This is a genomic window from Polynucleobacter duraquae, from assembly GCF_000973625.1.
GTDB lineage: Bacteria > Pseudomonadota > Gammaproteobacteria > Burkholderiales > Burkholderiaceae > Polynucleobacter > Polynucleobacter duraquae.
On the sequence record NZ_CP007501.1, the window covers coordinates 83,593 to 104,585 of the forward strand.

General features: G+C 46.5%; 23 protein-coding genes. 22 read left to right on the forward strand and 1 reads right to left on the reverse strand.

Annotated features, from left to right (window positions below; genetic code table 11):
* Positions 1–72 precede the first annotated feature (72 nt).
* The 14 genes from CL55_RS00510 (at position 73) to hisD (ending at position 15,402) form a co-directional block, all read left to right on the forward strand.
* The gene (locus CL55_RS00510; protein ID WP_046329402.1) at positions 73–4,818 is read left to right on the forward strand and encodes a glutamate synthase-related protein; all 4,746 of its coding nucleotides are present in this window, start codon (positions 73–75) and stop codon (positions 4,816–4,818) included.
* A gap of 38 nt (positions 4,819–4,856) precedes the next feature.
* Positions 4,857–6,320 carry a glutamate synthase subunit beta gene (locus CL55_RS00515; protein WP_046329403.1) on the forward strand — a complete coding sequence of 488 codons (1,464 nt, stop codon included), beginning with the start codon at positions 4,857–4,859 and terminating at the stop codon, positions 6,318–6,320.
* 10 nt (positions 6,321–6,330) lie between these two features.
* Complete coding sequence (locus tag CL55_RS00520; RefSeq protein ID WP_237150510.1) at positions 6,331–7,197, forward strand: ABC transporter ATP-binding protein; 867 nt, start codon at positions 6,331–6,333, stop codon at positions 7,195–7,197.
* Positions 7,198–7,199: 2 nt separating this feature from the next.
* A complete protein-coding gene (gene mlaE / locus CL55_RS00525) occupies positions 7,200–7,991 on the forward strand; it encodes a lipid asymmetry maintenance ABC transporter permease subunit MlaE (protein WP_046329404.1) in 792 nt (263 codons plus the stop codon).
* A gap of 21 nt (positions 7,992–8,012) precedes the next feature.
* Positions 8,013–8,495: an outer membrane lipid asymmetry maintenance protein MlaD gene (gene mlaD / locus CL55_RS00530; protein ID WP_046329405.1), complete on the forward strand. Its 483-nt coding sequence runs from the start codon at positions 8,013–8,015 to the stop codon at positions 8,493–8,495.
* Positions 8,495–9,241 (forward strand): MlaA family lipoprotein, encoded by a 747-nt coding sequence (locus CL55_RS00535; protein ID WP_046329406.1) that lies wholly within the window; start codon positions 8,495–8,497, stop codon positions 9,239–9,241. The genes mlaD and CL55_RS00535 overlap by 1 nt, the downstream gene beginning before the upstream one ends.
* 73 nt (positions 9,242–9,314) lie before the next feature.
* Positions 9,315–9,962: an MlaC/ttg2D family ABC transporter substrate-binding protein gene (locus CL55_RS00540; protein WP_046329407.1), complete on the forward strand. Its 648-nt coding sequence runs from the start codon at positions 9,315–9,317 to the stop codon at positions 9,960–9,962.
* Positions 9,963–9,996: 34 nt separating this feature from the next.
* Positions 9,997–10,257: an STAS domain-containing protein gene (locus CL55_RS00545; protein WP_046329408.1), complete on the forward strand. Its 261-nt coding sequence runs from the start codon at positions 9,997–9,999 to the stop codon at positions 10,255–10,257.
* Position 10,258: 1 nt separating this feature from the next.
* Positions 10,259–11,011 (forward strand): ABC transporter ATP-binding protein, encoded by a 753-nt coding sequence (locus tag CL55_RS00550; protein WP_046329409.1) that lies wholly within the window; start codon positions 10,259–10,261, stop codon positions 11,009–11,011.
* Positions 11,008–11,796: an ABC transporter permease gene (locus CL55_RS00555; RefSeq protein WP_046329410.1), complete on the forward strand. Its 789-nt coding sequence runs from the start codon at positions 11,008–11,010 to the stop codon at positions 11,794–11,796. The genes CL55_RS00550 and CL55_RS00555 overlap by 4 nt, the downstream gene beginning before the upstream one ends.
* A gap of 66 nt (positions 11,797–11,862) precedes the next feature.
* The gene (locus CL55_RS00560) at positions 11,863–12,111 is read left to right on the forward strand and encodes a BolA family protein (RefSeq protein ID WP_046329411.1); all 249 of its coding nucleotides are present in this window, start codon (positions 11,863–11,865) and stop codon (positions 12,109–12,111) included.
* 33 nt (positions 12,112–12,144) lie between these two features.
* A complete protein-coding gene (gene murA, locus CL55_RS00565; RefSeq protein ID WP_046329412.1) occupies positions 12,145–13,419 on the forward strand; it encodes a UDP-N-acetylglucosamine 1-carboxyvinyltransferase in 1,275 nt (424 codons plus the stop codon).
* Between the two features lie 20 nt (positions 13,420–13,439).
* Positions 13,440–14,066, forward strand: coding sequence for an ATP phosphoribosyltransferase (gene hisG, locus CL55_RS00570; protein WP_046329413.1), 627 nt, complete (start codon positions 13,440–13,442; stop codon positions 14,064–14,066).
* 13 nt (positions 14,067–14,079) lie between these two features.
* Positions 14,080–15,402 carry a histidinol dehydrogenase gene (hisD, locus tag CL55_RS00575; protein WP_046329414.1) on the forward strand — a complete coding sequence of 441 codons (1,323 nt, stop codon included), beginning with the start codon at positions 14,080–14,082 and terminating at the stop codon, positions 15,400–15,402.
* Between the two features lie 2 nt (positions 15,403–15,404).
* Here hisD and hisC read toward each other — a convergent pair whose 3' ends face one another.
* Entirely contained in the window at positions 15,405–16,478 is a 1,074-nt protein-coding gene (gene hisC, locus CL55_RS00580) for a histidinol-phosphate transaminase (protein ID WP_046329415.1), read from the reverse strand.
* Between the two features lie 126 nt (positions 16,479–16,604).
* Between hisC and hisB the strand changes: the two genes are divergently transcribed.
* The 8 genes from hisB (at position 16,605) to tatA (ending at position 20,980) form a co-directional block, all read left to right on the forward strand.
* Positions 16,605–17,192, forward strand: coding sequence for an imidazoleglycerol-phosphate dehydratase HisB (gene hisB, locus CL55_RS00585; protein WP_046329416.1), 588 nt, complete (start codon positions 16,605–16,607; stop codon positions 17,190–17,192).
* Positions 17,193–17,254: 62 nt separating this feature from the next.
* Positions 17,255–17,917 (forward strand): imidazole glycerol phosphate synthase subunit HisH, encoded by a 663-nt coding sequence (gene hisH, locus CL55_RS00590; protein WP_046329417.1) that lies wholly within the window; start codon positions 17,255–17,257, stop codon positions 17,915–17,917.
* Between the two features lie 20 nt (positions 17,918–17,937).
* Entirely contained in the window at positions 17,938–18,699 is a 762-nt protein-coding gene (gene hisA / locus CL55_RS00595; protein ID WP_046329418.1) for a 1-(5-phosphoribosyl)-5-[(5-phosphoribosylamino)methylideneamino]imidazole-4-carboxamide isomerase, read from the forward strand.
* Positions 18,700–18,710: 11 nt separating this feature from the next.
* Complete coding sequence (gene hisF / locus CL55_RS00600) at positions 18,711–19,469, forward strand: imidazole glycerol phosphate synthase subunit HisF (protein ID WP_046329419.1); 759 nt, start codon at positions 18,711–18,713, stop codon at positions 19,467–19,469.
* Positions 19,470–19,504: 35 nt separating this feature from the next.
* Positions 19,505–19,915, forward strand: a complete 411-nt coding sequence (hisI, locus tag CL55_RS00605; protein ID WP_082091943.1) for a phosphoribosyl-AMP cyclohydrolase — start codon at positions 19,505–19,507, stop codon at positions 19,913–19,915.
* Positions 19,916–19,959: 44 nt separating this feature from the next.
* Positions 19,960–20,361 carry a phosphoribosyl-ATP diphosphatase gene (locus CL55_RS00610; protein ID WP_046329420.1) on the forward strand — a complete coding sequence of 134 codons (402 nt, stop codon included), beginning with the start codon at positions 19,960–19,962 and terminating at the stop codon, positions 20,359–20,361.
* 3 nt (positions 20,362–20,364) lie between these two features.
* Positions 20,365–20,721, forward strand: coding sequence for a histidine triad nucleotide-binding protein (locus tag CL55_RS00615; RefSeq protein WP_046329421.1), 357 nt, complete (start codon positions 20,365–20,367; stop codon positions 20,719–20,721).
* 16 nt (positions 20,722–20,737) lie between these two features.
* Positions 20,738–20,980 (forward strand): Sec-independent protein translocase subunit TatA, encoded by a 243-nt coding sequence (gene tatA, locus CL55_RS00620; RefSeq protein ID WP_046329422.1) that lies wholly within the window; start codon positions 20,738–20,740, stop codon positions 20,978–20,980.
* Positions 20,981–20,993: the final 13 nt, after the last annotated feature.

The following is a 20,993-nucleotide window of genomic DNA, read 5'->3' on the forward strand; positions in this document are numbered from 1 at the left end:
GCTTCAATATGGGTATTCCCCTATATTAGATCCTCCAAAAGTAATCAAGCCCAAAGGGTGCGCAGAAATACTATGACTACACACACAAACACAGACCTTCGTCCAATCGCGCAGGGTCTCTATGATCCACAAAATGAGCATGACGCATGTGGCGTAGGATTCGTCGCCCACATCAAGGGCAAGAAGTCACATGAGATTGTTGCTCAGGGATTGCAAATTCTTGAGAACTTAGACCACCGGGGCGCTGTCGGCGCTGATCCACTGATGGGCGACGGCGCTGGAATTTTGATCCAAGTACCGGATACCTTGTACCGCGAAGAAATGGCAAAGCAAGGTATTGAGTTACCTCCATTTGGTGAATATGGCGTTGGTATGATTTTTCTGCCAAAAGAGCAAGCATCGCGTTTAGCTTGCGAACAAGAGTTAGAGCGCACAGTTCGCCTTGAAGGCCAAGTTGTTTTGGGTTGGAGGGATGTTCCGGTTGATGTCAAGCTGCCAATGTCACCAACAGTGCAAATGACAGAACCATTTATTCGTCAGATATTCATTGGTCGCGGACGCGACATCATGACAACTGACGCACTTGAGCGTAAGTTGTATGTCATTCGTAAAACTGCAAGCCATGCAATTCAAGACTTGCATTTAAAGCATGGCAAAGAATATTTTGTAGCGTCGATGTCAGCTCGCACCATTGTTTATAAGGGTTTGCTATTGGCGAACCAGGTAGGAGCGTACTACAAAGACTTACAAGATTCACGTACAGTTTCTGCGTTGGCATTAGTGCATCAGCGTTTCTCCACAAACACTTTCCCGGCCTGGGAGTTGGCTCACCCATATCGCATGATTGCGCACAACGGTGAGATCAACACTGTTAAAGGGAATGTCAATTGGGTCAATGCGCGAGAGGGAGCAATCAGCTCACCAGTACTTGGCGATGACCTTAAAAAATTGTGGCCACTCATCTATCCAGGTCAATCCGATACAGCCTGTTTTGATAACTGTTTAGAGTTATTAGTGATGTCAGGTTATCCATTGGCACAAGCAATGATGATGATGATCCCGGAAGCCTGGGAACAGCACACATTGATGGATGAAAACCGTCGCGCATTCTATGAGTACCACGCTGCAATGATGGAGCCATGGGATGGACCAGCAGCGATAGCTTTTACGGATGGCCGTCAGATTGGCGCTACCTTAGACCGTAATGGTTTGCGCCCAGCGCGTTATTACGTAACAGATGATGACCTAGTCATCATGGGCTCTGAGGCTGGTGTTCTGCCAATTCCAGAGAATAAGATCGTTCAAAAGTGGCGCTTGCAACCAGGCAAGATGTTTATGATTGATATGGAGCAGGGCCGCATTATTGATGATGTGGAATTGAAGGATGCAGTCTCTAAAGCAAAGCCATATAAGAGCTGGATCGATGCGGTACGGGTGAAGCTCGATGAAGTTGATGCCAGCAAGGCAGATTTAGTAGATGAAAAAAATACTATTCGTCCCGCTGCAAAATTATTAGATCGTCAACAGGCTTTCGGTTATACCCAAGAGGATATTAAGTACCTCATGGCACCAATGGCGATGAATGGTGAAGAAGCAATTGGATCGATGGGTAACGATAGCCCACTAGCCGTTCTCTCTAATAAGAACAAGCCACTCTATAACTATTTCAAGCAATTGTTTGCGCAGGTAACCAATCCGCCGATTGACTCTATCCGTGAAAACATGGTGATGTCTTTAGTGTCTTTCATTGGACCTAAGCCGAATTTGTTAGATACCAACAATATCAATCCGCCAATGCGTTTGGAAGTGAACCAGCCGATTTTAGATTTCAACGATATGACCAAGATTCGTCATATTGGTCACTACACCAACGGTAAGTTCCGCTCGTATGAGTTGGATATTTGCTATCCAGCATCCTGGGGCAAGGATGGTATTGAGGCTCGCTTGGCATCCTTGTGTGCTGAAGCTGCTGATGCCGTACGCTCTGGTTACAACATCTTGATCGTGAGCGATCGTCAGGTTGACGAGCAGCATGTGGCCATTCCGGCATTGTTAGCAACTTCAGCAATTCATCAGCACTTGGTTGAAAAAGGGTTGCGTACTAGCGTCGGACTTGTTGTTGAAACCGGTAGCGCGCGTGAGACACATCATTTCGCACTCTTAGCTGGTTATGGTGCTGAAGCAGTTCATCCGTACTTGGCAATGGAAACTTTGGCTGAGATGGCTAAAGGTTTATCGGGCGATTTGTCAGCAGAAAAAGCAGTCAAGAATTTTGTAAAAGCGGTTGGTAAGGGCTTACAAAAAGTAATGTCCAAAATGGGTATCTCTACTTACATGTCTTATACCGGCTCACAGATTTTTGAGGCAATTGGTTTGAACCGAGATGTAATTGATCACTACTTTAAGGGCACTCCATCCAATGTAGGTGGTATCGGTGTATTTGAAGTGGCTGAAGAAGCTTTACGCATGCATCAATCTGCGTTTGGTAATGATCCTGTTTTGACCAACATGCTCGAAGCTGGTGGTGAGTATGCCTTCCGTATTCGTGGCGAAGACCATATGTGGACTCCGGATACGATTGCGAAGTTGCAGCACTCTACCCGTGCTGGTATCGATAAGGGCTATCAAACTTATAAAGAGTATGCCAATCTGATTAATGACCAAACCAAGCGTCAGATGACCTTGCGCGGTTTGTTTGAGTTCAAGATTGATCCAGTTAAAGCAATTCCATTGGATGAAGTCGAGCCTGCAAAAGAAATCGTTAAGCGTTTTGCAACGGGCGCGATGTCTTTAGGTTCTATCTCTACTGAAGCGCACGCTACTTTAGCAATTGCTATGAACAGGATTGGCGGTAAGTCTAATACTGGTGAGGGCGGTGAAGACCCCAATCGCTACGTGAATGAACTTAAAGGCATTCCAATTAAGAAGGGTGAAACCTTAGCCAGCATTTTGGGTGACAATGTCGTTGAGGCAAATATTCCTTTGCTCGATGGTGATTCATTACGCTCCAGAATTAAGCAGGTTGCTTCCGGTCGTTTCGGAGTTACCACTGAATATCTGCGCTCTGCTGATCAGATTCAGATCAAGATGGCTCAAGGTGCTAAGCCTGGTGAAGGCGGCCAATTGCCGGGCGGTAAGGTTTCTGACTACATCGGTAAGTTGCGCTTCTCCGTGCCAGGAGTTGGCTTAATCTCTCCTCCTCCACACCATGATATTTACTCTATTGAAGATATCGCTCAGTTGATTCACGATCTCAAGAATGTGAACCCTGCTGCTGATGTCTCTGTGAAGTTGGTTTCTGAGGTCGGTGTTGGTACGATTGCTGCAGGTGTTGCTAAAGCGAAAGCGGATCACGTAGTGATCGCTGGACATGATGGCGGTACTGGCGCATCACCACTCTCTTCTATTAAGCATGCTGGTTCCCCATGGGAGTTAGGTTTAGCTGAAACTCAGCAAACATTAGTGCTCAATGGTTTGCGTAGCCGTATTCGTGTGCAAGCTGATGGTCAAATGAAAACTGGTCGCGACGTGGTGATCGGCGCATTATTGGGTGCAGATGAGTTTGGTTTTGCAACCGCTCCATTAGTTGTTGAAGGTTGCATCATGATGCGTAAGTGTCATTTGAATACCTGCCCAGTTGGTGTTGCTACACAAGATCCTGAATTGCGTAAAAAGTTCTCTGGTAAGCCAGAGCACGTTGTAAATTTCTTCTTCTTTATTGCTGAAGAAGTGCGCGAGATCATGGCTCAACTCGGTATTCGTAAGTTTGATGATTTGATTGGGCGCGTTGATCTCTTAGATACACGCAAAGGTATTGAGAACTGGAAAGTTCACGGCTTGGATTTCAGTAAGATTTTTGCTGAGCCAGCGGTGGCTAAAGACGTGCCACGTTATCAGATCCTGACTCAAGACCATGGTTTGGATAGCGCGTTGGATAACATTCTGATTGAGAAGAGTCAGCCTGCATTGCAAGGTGGTGAGAAAGTCTCCTTCATTGTTCCTGTGAAGAACGTGAACCGTACTGTTGGCGCAATGCTCTCTGGAGAAATCGCTCAGCGTTATGGCCATGCTGGTTTGCCGGATGACACTATTCATATTCAATTGAATGGCACTGCTGGTCAAAGTTTCGCCGCCTTCTTAGCGCGCGGCATTACCCTAGATTTAGTTGGTGACGGTAACGACTACGTTGGTAAAGGTTTATCTGGCGGACGCGTCATTGTGCGTGCGCCACATGAGTTCCGTGGTGATACAGCCAAGAACATCATTGTTGGTAATACCGTTCTCTATGGTGCAATCGGTGGCGAAGCATTCTTTAACGGTGTAGCTGGTGAACGTTTTGCAGTGCGTAACTCTGGTGCTACAACGGTGGTTGAAGGTACTGGCGATCACGGTTGTGAATACATGACTGGTGGCACTGTGGTGGTGTTAGGCGCAACTGGCCGTAACTTTGCAGCAGGTATGAGCGGTGGTATTGCTTATGTTTATGACGAAGATGGTCTCTTTGAAAAGCGCTGTAATACCAGCATGGCGACCTTGGAAAAAGTATTGCCTTCCGCTGAGCAGATTGCCCAAATGCCTCAGTCACAGTGGCATGCCCCTGTTGACGTGAAGGATGGTGGCGAGCGCATGACTGATGAGCAAATTCTGAAGGGCTTGATCGAGCGTCATTTCCGTCACACTGGTTCTGAGCGTGCTAAAGCACTCTTAGCCGATTGGGAAAATGCGCGCGGTCGTTTTGTGAAGGTGCTACCTACTGAGTACAAACGTGCCCTAGGTGAGTTGTGGGAAAAAGCGCAAAACAAAACTGTTGCAGCTTAATCAAAAAAGAAATTAAGAAAAGATACTAAGGAATCGATATGGGTAAGGTCACTGGATTTATGGAATTTGAGCGCGTAGATGAAACCTACGAAGCTCCCGTTAAACGCCTCCATCATTACAAAGAGTTTGTTGCGGCGCTGACAGATGACGAAGCTAAAGTGCAAGGCGCACGTTGCATGGATTGCGGCATTCCATTTTGCAATAACGGCTGTCCAGTCAATAACATTATTCCTGACTTTAATGATTTGGTATTTCATGATGACTGGAAGAATGCATTAGATGTTTTGCAATCCACCAATAACTTCCCTGAGTTCACTGGCCGTATCTGTCCTGCACCTTGTGAGGCCGCCTGTACCTTAGGAATTAATAGTGATGCAGTTGGTATTAAGTCAATTGAACACGCCATTATTGATAAGGGTTGGGAAAATGGTTGGGTTAAGCCGCAGCTGCCTAAAACCAAAACAGGTAAAAAAGTTGCCGTTGTTGGCGGTGGACCAGCTGGTATGGCGACTGCACAGCAATTAGCGCGCGTGGGTCATGACGTCACTGTATTTGAAAAGAATGATCGTGTTGGTGGGTTATTGCGCTACGGCATTCCTGATTTCAAAATGGAAAAATGGTTGATCGATCGTCGTGTGGAACAAATGCAAGCTGAAGGTGTGAAGTTTGAGACTGGTGTATTTGTAGGCAAAGAAGCAATTGGTGCTGAAGTAAAAAATTACTCCACAAAAACTGTTTCACCGGATCAGTTGATGAAAGATTTTGATGCGGTAGTCATTAGTGGTGGATCAGAGCAGCCGCGTGACTTACCAGTCCCTGGCCGTGAGTTGAAGGGTGTTCACTATGCCTTGGATTTCTTGATTCCCCAGAACAAAGAAAACGCTGGCGATTTCAAAAATGAGATTTCTGCAGCTGGTAAGCATGTCATCGTCATTGGCGGTGGCGATACTGGATCTGATTGTGTGGGAACATCCAATCGTCACGGTGCTGCCAAAATTACTCAGTTTGAATTATTGCCGCAGCCACCAGAGACTGAAAACAAGCCTTTGGTATGGCCATATTGGCCAACTAAATTGCGTACATCTTCTTCGCACGAAGAGGGTTGTGAGCGCGATTGGTCTGTTGCGACTAAGCGTTTTGAAGGCAAAGACGGCAAACTGGAGAAGTTGATCTGTGTGCGTTTGGAGTGGAAAGACGGCAAGATGACAGAAATGCCAAACTCTGAATTTGAAATCAAGGCAGATTTGGTGTTCTTGGCAATGGGCTTTGTGTCCCCGGCAGCGCAGGTGCTCAATGCCTTCGGTGTTGAAAAAGATGCCCGTGGGAATGCAAAAGCTACTGTTGATGGCCAAAATGCTTACCAAACCAATGTTCCAAAGGTATTTGCTGCTGGCGATATGCGCCGTGGACAGTCTTTGGTGGTTTGGGCAATTCGTGAAGGCCGTCAAGCAGCCCATGCAGTAGACGAGTATTTAATGGGGTCATCTGTTCTGCCGCGATAATATCGAGAATATGAACAGTGGCCACGCCAATTCGGTGGAAGTGAAGCAAAAAACCTCTAGTGGTGGCCATGGCGAAGTTGTCGTTTCAATCAAGGACGTCAACTTCTCTTACGCCCCCGGTGAGCGGCAAATTCTATCGGGACTCAATATGGAGTTCCGTCGCGGCCAAGTGGTTGCGGTGATGGGTGGCTCTGGTTGCGGTAAGACCACTATTCTCAGACTCATTGGCGGTCAGTTCACTGCGCAGTCGGGTCAAGTTTTATTCGAAGGCCGAGATATTGGAAAAATGAACGGCACTGAATTGATGGCAGCCCGTCGTCGGATGGGAATGCTCTTTCAGTTTGGCGCACTCTTTACGGACCTCAGTGTTTTTGAAAACGTCGCCTTTCCTTTACGTGAGCATACCGATTTAAGTGAAGAGCTATTGCGCTCTTTAGTGCTCATGAAACTCAATGCAGTTGGCCTGCGTGGCGCACGTGATTTAATGCCGGCGCAAATTTCTGGTGGTATGGCACGCCGTGTTGCTTTGGCTAGAGCTATTGCACTGGATCCTCCTTTGATCATGTTTGACGAGCCCTTCGCTGGTTTAGATCCAATTTCATTGGGGATTACGGCGCGCTTGATTCGGGATTTGAATCAAGCTCTGGGTGCAACCAGTCTTTTGGTTACGCATGATGTGGAAGAAACTTTTGAAATTGCCGATTACGTATATTTCATTGCCAATGGTCGCATTGGTGCTGAGGGAACTCCGGAAGAGTTAAGTCGCTCAACAGATCCTTTTGTGCGTCAATTCTTAGATGCCTCCCCGGATGGGCCAGTGCCATTCCACTATCCAGGGCAAAGTCTTGAGGAAGACTTTGGGGTGAGCCTTAAGTGAGCATGCTTCGTAAAATTATCGATCTCTTGGGTGACCTTGGATTCTTTATTCGTCGCAACTTAACGAGCCTTGGCCTTGCTGCACGTATGTTTGTAGCGGTTATTTGGCGCTCTGGTTTTTTATTAAAAAGACCTCGCTTAGTTTCTGATCAGATTCTGTTTGTCGGCAATCACTCATTTGTGATCATTGCAGTATCTGGTTTGTTTGTTGGTTTTGTTTTGGGTTTACAGGGTTATTACACCTTGAATCGTTATGGTTCGGAGCAGGCTTTGGGTTTGTTGGTGGCTTTATCGCTCACCCGGGAATTGGGCCCTGTGATAACTGCCCTCTTATTTGCTGGTCGGGCCGGTACATCACTTACCGCTGAGATTGGCTTAATGAAAGCTGGTGAACAGCTCAGTGCTATGGAAATGATGGCGGTGGATCCATTAAGTCGCGTGATCGCACCGCGCTTGTGGGCAGGCATTATTGCCATGCCGATTTTGGCGACGATCTTTACGGCGGTTGGTGTGATGGGTGGCTACTTTGTCGGCGTGCCCCTGATTGGGGTCGACTCTGGCGCCTTCTGGTCGCAGATGCAGGGTGGGGTGGATCTCTTCTCCGACATTGGCAATGGCCTAATTAAAAGCTTGGTGTTTGGTGTGGCAGTAACTTTTATTGCCCTATATCAGGGTTATGAGGCGAAGCCTACGCCAGAGGGGGTATCACAGGCAACCACTAGAACTGTGGTGATCTCTTCCTTATCGGTTTTAGCATTAGATTTCTTGCTCACCGCAATGATGTTCTCGAATTAGAAAGAATAAACTGGGACTCTTATGAGAAAAAGTGCAATTGATGTTTGGGTCGGAATCTTTGTAGCCATTGGTTTGTTGGCCGCTCTGTTTCTGGCATTGAAGGTTGGCAATATGAATGCCGTTTCTTTTGCGCCAACTTACAAAATTTCTGCGCGTTTTGACAACATTGGCGGACTTAAGCCACGCGCACCGGTCAAAAGTGCGGGTGTAGTTGTTGGACGTATTGCGAATATCTCTTTTGATGACAAAACATACCAAGCAACTGTCACCATGACCATTGAGGATACGTATAAGTTCCCTAAAGATTCGTCTGCCAAGATTTTGACTTCAGGCTTATTGGGTGAGCAATACATTGGTCTTGAGGCCGGCGGCTCTGATGATATGTTGGCTGCTGGAGATAAGATTACTCAGACTCAGTCGGCCATTGTTCTGGAAAATTTGATTAGTCAGTTTTTGTATAACAAAGCTGCCGATAGTGGTCAAGACAAGGGCTCAGCAAAATAATGTCCTTGCTAGCAAATATCAAGCGCATAGTGTTACTGGGTTTGGTTGGGACCATGGTAGGTTGTGCATCCATTCCAGCTGGGGTTGCACCCTCTCCGCATGATCCATGGGAGCCATTTAACCGCTCCGTTTTTGAGTTCAATGAAGGCTTAGACGCCTATCTACTCAAGCCAGTAGTGGCTGGCTACCGCTTTGTCTTGCCAGAGTTTGTGCGCGACGGTATCTACAACTTCTTTAGTAACTACAGTGATATTTACACCGCATTGCAGAATCTTCTGCAGGGTAAGCCCGACTATGCCTTTAGCGATCTGATGAGGGTTGTAGTCAACACCACCTTTGGTTTAGGTGGCTTAATTGATATGGCAACTCCTGGAGGTCTTCCAAAGCATAAGGAAGATTGGGGTCAGACCTTTGGTGTTTGGGGTATTCCTTCTGGCCCTTATGTGGTTCTACCGTTCTTTGGGCCAAGCAATGTGCGAGATACCTTTGGTACTGCAGCTGATTTAGAGTCTGATTACCTATTTAGATTGCTCCCAGATGTTGCTTTGCGAAACAGCTTGACTGGTTTACGTGTGGTTAACGCACGTAATACCTATTACGAGGCAGGTGACTTATTGGATGGGGCTGCAATCGATAAATACAGTTTTGTGCGGGATGCCTATATTCAGAGGCGGCAATACCAAATTAATGAGGGTCGTGAAGACGAGGAGGTATTAATGCCTCCATACCAGAACCCCTACGAATAAAGGCGCCTAAGCCTGCCTTGATTTCCTGATGGGGCTAAAATGAGCCTCAATGACTAGCACCGATCGAGGACACATGAAAAGCTACACCACTCTTCAGCAATACTGTGCAGTATTGATATCAAGCTTTTTTTTAGCTGTTAGTGGCGCGAGCGCCCAAGCAGTGGATCAGTCCACGCCAGATGCTTTGATTAAGACCGTTGTTTCTGATGTGATGGCTTCTGTAAAGTCTGATCCGGAAATTCAAAAAGGGAATATCCCACGTATTGTTGATTTAGTGGAAAAGAAAATTGTTCCCTATACCGATATGCGGCGCACTACTGAAATGGCGATGGGCCCAAACTGGAAAAAAGCGACTCCAGAGCAACAGGCTCAATTAGTTTCTGAATTTAAGAATTTGCTGATTCGTACATACTCTGGTGCTCTAAGCCAACTGCGTGATCAAACAATCCAATTTAAGCCTTTGCGTGCAGCTCCCGACGACAAGGAAGTGGTTGTAAAAACTGTAGTCATTGGTCGCGGTGATCCGGTGCCACTTGACTACCGCCTTGAAAAAACAGCCAATGGCTGGAGAGTCTACGACATGAACATCATGGGCGTCTGGCTAGTCGAAGCTTATCGCAATCAGTTTGCTAATCAAATTAGCCAGAATGGTGTTGAAGGTTTGGTGAAGTTCTTGCAGGATCGCAATAAACAGCTTGCTGCTGCAAAGCCAGCAAACTAAAGACCGTACAAGATCAATAAACGATAAATATTAGATGCCATTTTTATTACCCAGTTCAGTGACGCAAGACAATGTTTTGCAGTTAGAAAAAGATGGCCTCCTAAATCTTGCGACATTAAGAGTAATAGATTGCCGCAATCTCAAGGATTTTGACTCTACCGTGCTCACAGTCTTGTTGGCATGGCAGAAGAAATTACAAGCTGATGGACAGCAGATTGCCGTGCAAAATGCACCTGAAAAATTAATCGTATTAGCCGGTGTATATGGTGTTGCCCAGTTGCTAGGTTTGTCATAGCATGCACGCCGCAATATCAATTAAAAACGTATCTAAAAATTATGGCGCACTTCAAGCGCTAGATAATATTTCTTTATCCATCGAGCCAGGTGAATTCTTTGGCCTGCTGGGCCCGAATGGTGCGGGCAAGACAACACTCATATCCATATTGGCGGGTTTAGTTACTACAGATGGCGGACACGCTGCAATCATGGGTGCGGATGTTCAAAGTCAATTCCGTGATGCTCGCCGGATGCTAGGTGTTGTGCCGCAGGAGTTGGTATTCGACCCATTCTTTACGGTTAGAGAAACGCTGCAATTTCAGTCTGGCTATTTTGGAATTCGTCATAACGATGCTTGGATTGACGAGATCATGGCCAATTTGGATCTCACCAATAAAGCGGATAGCAATATGCGTTCCTTATCTGGTGGTATGAAGCGCCGAGTATTGGTAGCGCAGGCCTTAGTGCATAGACCGCCAGTCATTATTTTGGATGAGCCTACAGCTGGAGTTGACGTGGAGTTGCGTCAATCGCTTTGGCAATTTATTAGTCGCCTCAACCAAGATGGTCACACTATTGTTTTAACCACCCATTACCTTGAAGAGGCTGAAGCATTGTGTCAGCGCATTGCCATGCTTAAGCAAGGAAAGATTGTGGCCCTGGATACCACTGCCAATTTATTGAGCCAATACGGTTCAGTGAAAAAAGATGGTGATGGTAAAACAGATCTCGAAGATGTGTTTGTCAACATCATGTCGGGAGGTGCGCGTTGAAGCCTATTTTAAATAAGCTACCAATCTCCTATGGGAGTGGTTTCCCAACGCTCTTGCGAAAAGAAATCAAACGTTTTTATAAGGTAGCGTTTCAGACCGTTGCTGCGCCAGTTCTTACTGCTGTTCTGTATTTAATGATCTTTGGACATGTGCTCGAAGGCAAAGAGGTTTACGGCCGCTTAAATTACACGGCCTTTTTGATTCCTGGCTTAGTCATGATGAGCGTGTTGCAGAATGCATTCGCCAATACTTCCTCATCGCTCATCCAGTCAAAGGTGACTGGTAATCTCGTATTTGTCTTGCTAGCCCCTTTTAGTCACCTAGAGTTTTATGCTGCCTATGTCTTGGCCGCAGTATTTCGTGGAATTGTTGTTGGCGCTGGCGTATTGCTGATTACCGCTTGGTTTACCATGCCATCTTTTGAATATCCCCTGTGGATCATGGCTTTCGCTTTGCTGGGCGCTGCAATTTTAGGAAGCATGGGTTTAATTGCTGGCATCTGGGCAGATAAATACGATCAATTAGCAGCTTTTCAGAATTTCATCATCATGCCAGCAACAATGCTGTCAGGCGTGTTTTACTCCATTCATTCTTTGCCAGCAGCATGGCAAGTGGTATCGCACTTCAATCCATTTTTCTACATGATCGATGGTTTCCGTTACGGCTTCTTTGGAGTGTCAGATATATCTCCTTGGAATAGTTTGGCGATTGTTGCATGCTTCTTTGTTGTGGTGTCAGCGATTGCTTTGCGTTTATTGCAAAAAGGTTACAAGCTTAGGAACTAAGTGCGTAAAGCTTGCTTCAAAATTAGTATTTAAGAATATTTAGAAATTAGAAATCAGGAGATTGTGATGTTGCCAACCCCAGAACAAATTGAAGGCTATATTCAGCAAGGCCTCTCGTGTACCCACATTAAAGTTGAGGGTGATGGCCAACATTTTTTTGCGACGATTGTGAGTCCGGAGTTTGAAGGTAAACGTTTGATTCAGCGTCATCAATTGGTATATGGCGCTATGGGTGACCGTATGAAGGCGGAGGTGCACGCTTTATCAATTAAAGCATTTACTCCTGAAGAGTTTGCACAAAATACCCCAACTTAAAATACGGCATTAGCTTTTTACTGGAATAGATTCATGGATAAATTACGAATGGTCGGCGGCACCCCCCTGAAGGGTGAAGTGCTGATTGCTGGCGCCAAGAATGCGGCTCTGCCAATTTTGTGCGCTTGCTTGCTTACTGATCAGCCTATCACTTTGAGTAATGTTCCTGACTTACAAGATGTACGGACTATGCTCAAGCTCCTTCAGGAAATTGGTGTGACTGTCACCTTTCCAGATGAGGATGATCGCAATTGCGTAGTGCTTAACGCGGCCAATATTAAGAGTTCTGAAGCAACTTATGAGATGGTCAAAACCATGCGTGCTTCTATTTTGGTTTTGGGTCCATTACTTGCCAGAATGCACAGCGCTAAGGTTTCTCTGCCAGGTGGTTGCGCTATTGGGGCGCGTCCAGTCGATCAGCACATCAAGGGCTTAAAAGCCATGGGTGCCACCATCAAGATTAAGAGTGGCTATATTCAGGCAGAAACTAAATCTGCTACGGGTCGTCTTCAAGGCGCTTCTATTTTGACCGACATGATTACCGTAACCGGTACAGAAAATTTACTAATGGCTGCTACTTTGGCATCAGGCACAACCATATTGGAGAACGCGGCACGTGAACCGGAAGTCGGTGACTTAGCTGAGCTACTCGTCAAAATGGGCGCAAAGATTACCGGTATCGGTAGCGATCGCTTGGTGATTGAGGGGGTTGAAAAGCTCCACAGTGCAGAACATGCTGTGATTGCAGACCGAATTGAAGCCGGCACATTCTTGTGCGCAGTTGCTGCCACTGGTGGTGAGGTGCTAGTGAAGCACTGTCGTCCAGACACATTAGATGCTGTGATTGTTAAGCTCAAAGAAGCTGGCTTAGAAATGGAAGTCGGTCCTGACTGGATCAAGGCTTCCATGAAGGGTCGTCCCAAGGCAGTTAGTTTCCGCACTTCAGAATATCCAGCCTTTCCGACAGACATGCAGGCGCAGCTCATGGCAGTCAATGCGATTGCACAGGGCAATGCCACCATTACTGAAACCATCTTTGAAAATCGCTTCATGCACGTTCAAGAGATGAACCGTCTCGGTGCTGATATCGCAATTGAGGGAAATACGGCAATTGCCCAAGGCGTGGAGAAACTGTCTGGTGCTATCGTGATGGCCACCGATTTACGTGCTTCTGCCAGCCTAGTGATTGCCGGCTTAGCGGCCCAAGGAGAAACCCAGGTAGACCGGATTTATCACTTAGATCGGGGATATGACCGTATGGAGCAAAAGTTGACCCTCTTGGGGGCCAACATTCAGCGGATCAAGTAAGCCTGATGGATAATTAGTCCATGAAGTTAACCCTAGCCCTCTCGAAGGGGCGCATCTTCGAAGAAACCGCTGAGATCTTATCCAAGATCGGTATTCGTCCGCTTGAGGATCCAGAAAAATCACGCAAACTCATTATTGAGACCTCTAATCCTGACGTGCGCCTGATTATTGTGCGTGCTTCAGATGTGCCGACCTACGTTCAGTTTGGCGGAGCTGATTTTGGAGTTGCTGGTCTAGACGTCTTAATGGAAAACGGCACCGATGGCTTATATGTTCCTTTTGATTTAAACATCGCAAAATGCCGCATGTCAGTTGCTGTCAAAGAAGGCTTTGATTACGCTACTGCGGTAAAGCAGGGTTCTCGTTTAAAAGTCGCAACAAAGTACGTTAATTGCGCACGCGAACACTTTGCTAACAAAGGTGTGCACATCGATACGATTCATTTGTATGGCTCGATGGAGCTAGCTCCATTGGTTGGCCTGGCGGATGCGATTGTGGATTTAGTATCCACTGGCAATACCTTGCGCGCTAATGGCTTAGTTGAGGTTGAGCCCATAGCTGATATCAGCGCACGCTTAGTGGTTAATCAAGCCTCTTATAAGCGTAAGCGTACACAGCTCCAGCCATTCTTTGAGTTGCTGAAGTAAAGAAAAAATTCATATGTCAGCAGACGTCAAAGTAAAACGCCTTAATAGTAAAGATGCCGGGTTTAAAGAAACTCTACTCTCTAGCCTTTCTTTACCGATGGCGGATGATGAGGCAATTGATGCTGCGGTAGTCAAAATCTTGGCACAAGTAAAAGCGAAGGGTGATGCTGCGGTATTAGATTTCACAAAGCAGTTTGATCGCTTAAATGTATCCAGTGTTAATGAGTTAGAGATCTCTCAAGAAGAACTAAAAAAAGCTTACGAAGGTTTGGCTGTTGAACAAAAAAATGCTCTCGATGTTGCTGCGCAGAGGGTACGTGCGTATCACGAGAAGCAAAAGATTGAGGCGGGTTGTCACTCTTGGGAATACGAAGAGGCAGACGGTACACGCTTAGGTCAAAAAGTTACCGCTTTAGATCGCGTTGGAATTTATGTGCCTGGTGGTAAAGCAGCATATCCATCTTCTGTTCTGATGAATGCGATCCCTGCAAAGGTTGCAGGTGTTAGAGATGTCATCATGGTGGTACCTACTCCCGATGGCGCTCGCAATTCTTTAGTCTTGGCTGCAGCTTATTTATCCGGCGTTGATCGCGTGTTTACGATTGGTGGCGCACAAGCTGTTGGTGCCATAGCGTATGGCACACAGACTATTCCTCCGGTGGACAAAATTGTTGGCCCTGGTAATGCGTATGTCGCAGCTGCTAAGCGCAGAGTATTTGGTGCCGTTGGTATCGATATGATTGCTGGCCCGTCAGAAATTTTAGTGCTCTGCGATGGCTCTAGTAACCCCGATTGGATTGCGATGGATTTGTTTTCGCAAGCTGAGCACGATGAGTTGGCGCAATCTATTTTGCTTTGTCCAGATGAGAAATTCATTGAACAGGTGCAAACAAGCATTAACAAGTTATTGCCGGAGATGCCTAGAAAGAAAGTGATTGAGACATCACTTACCAATCGCGCCTTATTGATTCAGGTAAAGAATATGGGTGAGGCCTGTGAGATTGCCAATGCCATTGCCGCTGAGCATTTAGAGATTTGCGCTACTGAGCCGCGCAAGTGGGCTGAGTTAATTCGCCATGCTGGCGCCATCTTTATGGGTAACTACACCAGTGAATCTTTAGGTGATTATTGCGCAGGCCCAAATCACGTTTTACCAACAGCACGCACAGCGCGTTTCTCATCCCCATTAGGTGTTTATGACTTCATTAAGCGCTCGAGCATGATTGAGGTTAGTGAAGCTGGAGCTCAAACGCTAGGGGCTATAGCTAGTACGCTCGCTCATGGTGAGGGCTTAACAGCTCATGCACGTGCTGCTGAGATGCGACTTAAAAAATAAACTTAGGCGTTAGCCAGAATTTCTTTCAAAGCAGTAATCAACTCATTCGTTTGCTCATCGGTACCGATGGTGATGCGCAGAAATTCTTCTATCCGTTGCGACTTGAAGTGACGCACAATAATTCCGCGATCGCGTAAGGCCTGATATAACTTTGCGCCAGCATGTTTAGGATGACGCGTAAAAATAAAGTTGGCTGTTGATGGCAAAGTATCAAAGCCCAGTGAAGCTAATTCAGAAACTAAGCGCTCGCGAGTCTGAATCACTTTTTTACTCGTCTCTTCCAAATGGGCTTGATCTTGTATTGCAGCAATTGCTCCCGCTTGAGCCAAGCGGCCTAGTGGGTAAGAGTTAAAACTATTTTTTACACGCTCAAGACCTTCAATGAGAGCTGGATGCCCCACTGCAAACCCAACGCGAAGTCCTGCCAGGGCGCGAGACTTAGATAAAGTGTGTACGACTAAGAGGTTTTCTGGGTAAGCACTTCCGCGTAGAAGTGGAATGCAAGACTCAGTGCCGTAATCCACATAGGCCTCATCGATCACCACTACGGAGTCTGTATTTCTCCTGAGCAGGGCTTCGATATCTGAACGCGGGATAGCTCGACCAGTTGGGGCATTGGGATTGGGAAAAATAATTCCGCCATTGGGGGTTTTGAGGTTTTGGGTTTGGATCTCAAAATTAGAATCTAGGAGCACTGTTTGATAGTCAATGCCAAATAACTTGCAATAGACTGGGTAGAAGCTATAGGTGATATCTGGAAACTGAACGGGTTTGGATTGCTTGAGAAGGCCTAAAAATACGTGGGCCAATACCTCGTCGGAACCATTTCCTAAAAACACCTGTTTTGGGTCTAGACCGTGCAAATCAGCAATAGCTTTTTTAAGGGCTGCTCCTTCCGGGTCCGGATAGAGCCTCAAATCATCTGTGTTTTGCTGATTTATAGCGGCTAGGGCCAGCGGGGATGGGCCATAAGGGCTCTCATTCGTATTGAGCTTCACCAGTCGCTGCATTTGCGGCTGCTCCCCAGGGGTGTAGGGGGTGAGGGTCTGAACAACGGGGCTCCAAAAGCGGCTCATGAGGGACTCTAGTCAAAAATCAGCAAAAGTGAATAAACGCTAGCGATCAAAATCAGCATTTATATCTGTATTAGGAATGATATTATGAGGCTTCAATCAACACTTCGCCTCGCGGCGCACTGAAGCATGCGGCAAGCCGACGTTACCCGAAACACTTCGGAAACCAAAATTCAAATTGCTATCAATTTAGATGGCACAGGTAAAGCCGAGCTAGCCTCTGGCGTACCCTTCCTAGACCATATGTTGGATCAAATTGCCCGTCACGGCATGATTGACCTCAAAGTAGTGGCAAATGGCGATACCCATATTGATGATCACCATACTGTTGAGGATGTGGGTATTACCTTGGGCCAAGCCTTTGCTAAGGCAGTTGGCGATAAGGCGGGTATTACCCGCTACGGCCACTCCTACGTTCCTTTAGATGAAACCCTTTCTCGCGTAGTCATCGACTTTTCTGGTCGTCCAGGGTTGGAGTTCAACGTGCCATTTACCCGTGCACGTGTGGGTGACTTTGACGTGGATCTCAGCATCGAGTTCTTCCGTGGTTTTGTAAACCACGCCGGAGTGACTCTGCATATCGATAACTTACGTGGCATTAATGCCCACCACCAAATTGAAACTGTGTTCAAGGCCTTTGGTCGTGCATTGCGTATGGCTTTAGAGATTGATCCACGCGCATCCGGTGTTGTTCCTTCCACTAAGGGCAGTCTCTAATCTAGAAAATTTCTAGTGTTGAGTAGAAGACTGTCAAAAAACCACAAATCATAGGCTAACAAGTGGCGCAAACCATTGCGATCGTTGACTACGGAATGGGTAACCTACGTTCCGTCTATCAGGCCTTTCATCATGTGGCGCCAGATGCCAATGTTCTGATTGCGCTCACCCCCGAAGAAATCCTCACCGCTGAGCGGGTAGTGCTTCCAGGGCAGGGTGCTATGCCTGATTGCATGAAGCACCTAGAAGAGTCGGGTTTATTAGAAGCATTATTTGAAGCCGCAAAAAATAAGCCTTTATTAGGTGTTTGCGTGGGTGAGCAGATGCTGTTTGATCAAAGCGCTGAAGTAAGAGTGAATTCCAGTTCAGCTTGGACTCCTTGCTTGGGATTGATTCCGGGCGAAGTGCGGCGTTTTGAGTTGACTGGAAAAGTACAACCAGATGGTTCCGCCTATAAGGTTCCCCATATGGGCTGGAATCAGGTTCGTCAGGATAGCCAGCATCCGCTTTGGACTGGCATTCCGGACTTAACCAGCTTTTATTTTGTGCATAGTTACTATGTTGTGCCGCAGCGTAAGGAAGATACTGTCGGCTCAACCGAATATGGCGATTGGTTTACTTCTGCTGTTGCAAAGGATAATATTTTTGCAACACAATTTCATCCAGAAAAAAGTGCAGAATACGGATTAAAGCTCTACAAAAATTTTGTTTCTTGGCAACCTTAATATTTATCTAATCTACCGCTATGCTGCTTATTCCTGCGATTGACTTAAAAGATGGCCATTGTGTTCGACTTGAACAAGGTGACATGGATAAAGCCACTGTTTTTTCTGAAGATCCTGGCGCAATGGCTGCGCATTGGATTAGCAAGGGAGCGCGTCGTTTACATCTGGTGGATTTGAATGGTGCGTTTGCCGGAAAACTTAAAAACGAATCGGCCATTAAATCCATTCTGAAAGCAGTGGGTGATGAGATTCCGGTTCAACTGGGTGGCGGCATTCGTGATTTAGAGACTATTGAACGTTTATTGGATGACGGTATTAGTACGGTGATTATTGGCACTGCGGCCGTGAAGAGTCCCGGCTTTGTGCAAGATGCTTGCACCGCTTTCCCAGGTCACATTATGGTGGGCTTAGATGCGCGTGATGGCAAAGTAGCTACAGATGGCTGGAGCAAGATTACGGGTCATGAAGTAATTGACCTTGCTAAGAAATTTGAAGATTATGGTGTTGAAGCCATCATCTATACCGACATTGGTCGTGATGGCATGATGAAGGGTATCAATATGGATGCCACGATTAAATTGGCTCAAGCTATTCGGATTCCGGTAATTGCTAGCGGTGGCCTATCAAATAACCAAGATATTGAAGCTTTGTGTGAAGCTGAAGTTGAAGGCGTTATGGGTGTGATTGCTGGACGCTCAATTTACGCTGGTGATTTGGACTTAACCGCGGCGCAAAAATATGCTGATGAGTTAACGCTCAAGTATGCCAAGAAAATTATCTAAAGTGCCGACCAGTGCTAACTAAAAGAATTATTCCCTGTCTTGATGTCACGGCAGGGCGCGTTGTGAAGGGTGTGAACTTCGTGGGCCTGCGCGATGCGGGTGATCCGGTGGAGATTGCTAAGCGCTACAACACTCAAGGTGCTGATGAACTTACCTTTTTAGACATTACTGCTACCTCTGATGGCCGTGATCTGATATTGCACATCATTGAAGATGTTGCCTCCCAAGTATTTATTCCTTTGACTGTGGGCGGTGGCGTGCGCGCAGTAGCGGATGTGCGTCGTTTACTTAATGCGGGCGCTGACAAGGTCAGTATGAACTCTTCTGCAGTAGCCAATCCAGATTTAGTTTCTGATGCGGCGGCATATTATGGTTCGCAGTGCATCGTGGTTGCCATCGATGCTAAAAAAACTGAAGCAGGTAATTGGGAAGTCTTTACGCATGGCGGTAGAACCGCTACCGGAATGGATGTAGTTGCATGGGCTTCTGAAGTCGCTAAACGTGGTGCTGGAGAAATTTTGCTCACCAGCATGAACCGTGACGGCAGTAAAGATGGCTTTGATCTGGAGTTAACTGCAGCAGTTAGCGATGCAGTAACTGTTCCAGTGATTGCTTCTGGTGGTGTGGGTAATTTGCAGCACTTGGTTGATGGTATTACCAAGGGTCATGCTGATGCAGTTCTTGCAGCCAGTATTTTCCATTACGGTGAATACACTGTCGGCCAAGCGAAAGAATATATGGCAAGCCAAGGGATTCCTGTCCGCATTTAATGCGCAGACAGATCAACCGAGAAAACCAGACGAAGATGACCATGAAAAATACCTTCATTCCAATTCAGTCTTTAGAGGCTGGAGCATGGCTTGATTCCGTCACTTGGAATGAGCAAGGCCTAGTCCCAGTAATCGCTCAGGAAGTGGGTAGTAAAGATATCTTGATGATGGCCTGGATGAATCGAGATGCGCTATTAGCAACACTACGCTTGGGCGAGGCAGTATATTGGACCCGCTCAAGGCAAAAGCTATGGCACAAGGGTGAAGAATCTGGTCACACCCAAAAGGTAAAAGAAATCCGTCTCGATTGCGATGGCGACACCATTTTGCTCATGGTTGAGCAAAAAGACGGTATTGCTTGCCATACTGGCGAGCATAGCTGCTTCTTTCTGCGCTGGGATTCTGGTAAGTCTGCCTGGGTGGATGAGTCTACAGGTCACAAATAATACTCCCAGCGTCTCTCCGGCAATAAAAGACATAAAATCACTTTATGACTAGTCCAGCACAAAACCCTTCTAATTTAGATTCCGCTTTGGCTCATTTGGCCGATGTGGTGGATCAGCGACGTGATGAATTCAAGGCTGGAGATGCAGATCCCAAGACTTCTTATACCGCTTTGCTCTTTTCGAAGGGTGATGATGGGATTTTGAAAAAAATTGGTGAAGAGGCCACTGAAGCCGTGATGGCGGCTAAGGATGCGCGTAATTCCAATCTAGCCCCTGAACAGCAAAAGCTCTTGGTGGGTGAGATGGCTGACCTTTGGTTCCATTGCTTAATTGCACTCTCCCAGTTCGGCTTGCGTCCTGAGGATGTTGTGGCTGAGCTCAATCGTCGTTTGGGCACTTCAGGTATTGAAGAAAAAGCCGCCAGAAAAGCGGCTAATAAGGAGTAATTGATGGCGCATGACCCTAATTGCCTGTTTTGTAAGATTTCTCAAGGATTAATCCCATCTCAGAAGCTCTATGAAGATGGGGAAATCTATGCTTTTAAGGATATCAACCCAGCCGCACCCATCCATTTTTTAATAATTCCCAAAAAACATATACCAATGTTGGAGTCTGCAGAACTGGCAGATGCGCCATTGCTAGGTAGAATGATGGAATTAGCACCGCGTCTCGCCAAAGAGCAGGGTTGCCGTCCCGGAAAAGATGGTGGCTTTAGAGTAGTGGTGAACAATGGTGCAGATGGTGGGCAAGAAGTCTATCACTTGCATTTGCATGTGATGGGCGGTCCGCGCCCCTGGAAAAAATAGTCCGAGGAGATTAAAAATGGGTTCATTTAGCATTTGGCATTGGTTGATTGTTCTGGTAATCGTGATGTTGGTATTTGGTACCAAAAAATTGCGAAATATCGGTACAGACTTAGGTGGCGCTGTTAAAGGTTTCAAAGACGGCATGAAAACGCCTGAGGGAGCTGAAGAGTCGCAAGATAAAGCCAAGGAACAAATTCAGACCGCTGCCGCATCACCAGAGAAAACTGTGGATGTTCAGGCAAAAGACATCAATAAATAATTGTTGATAGAAA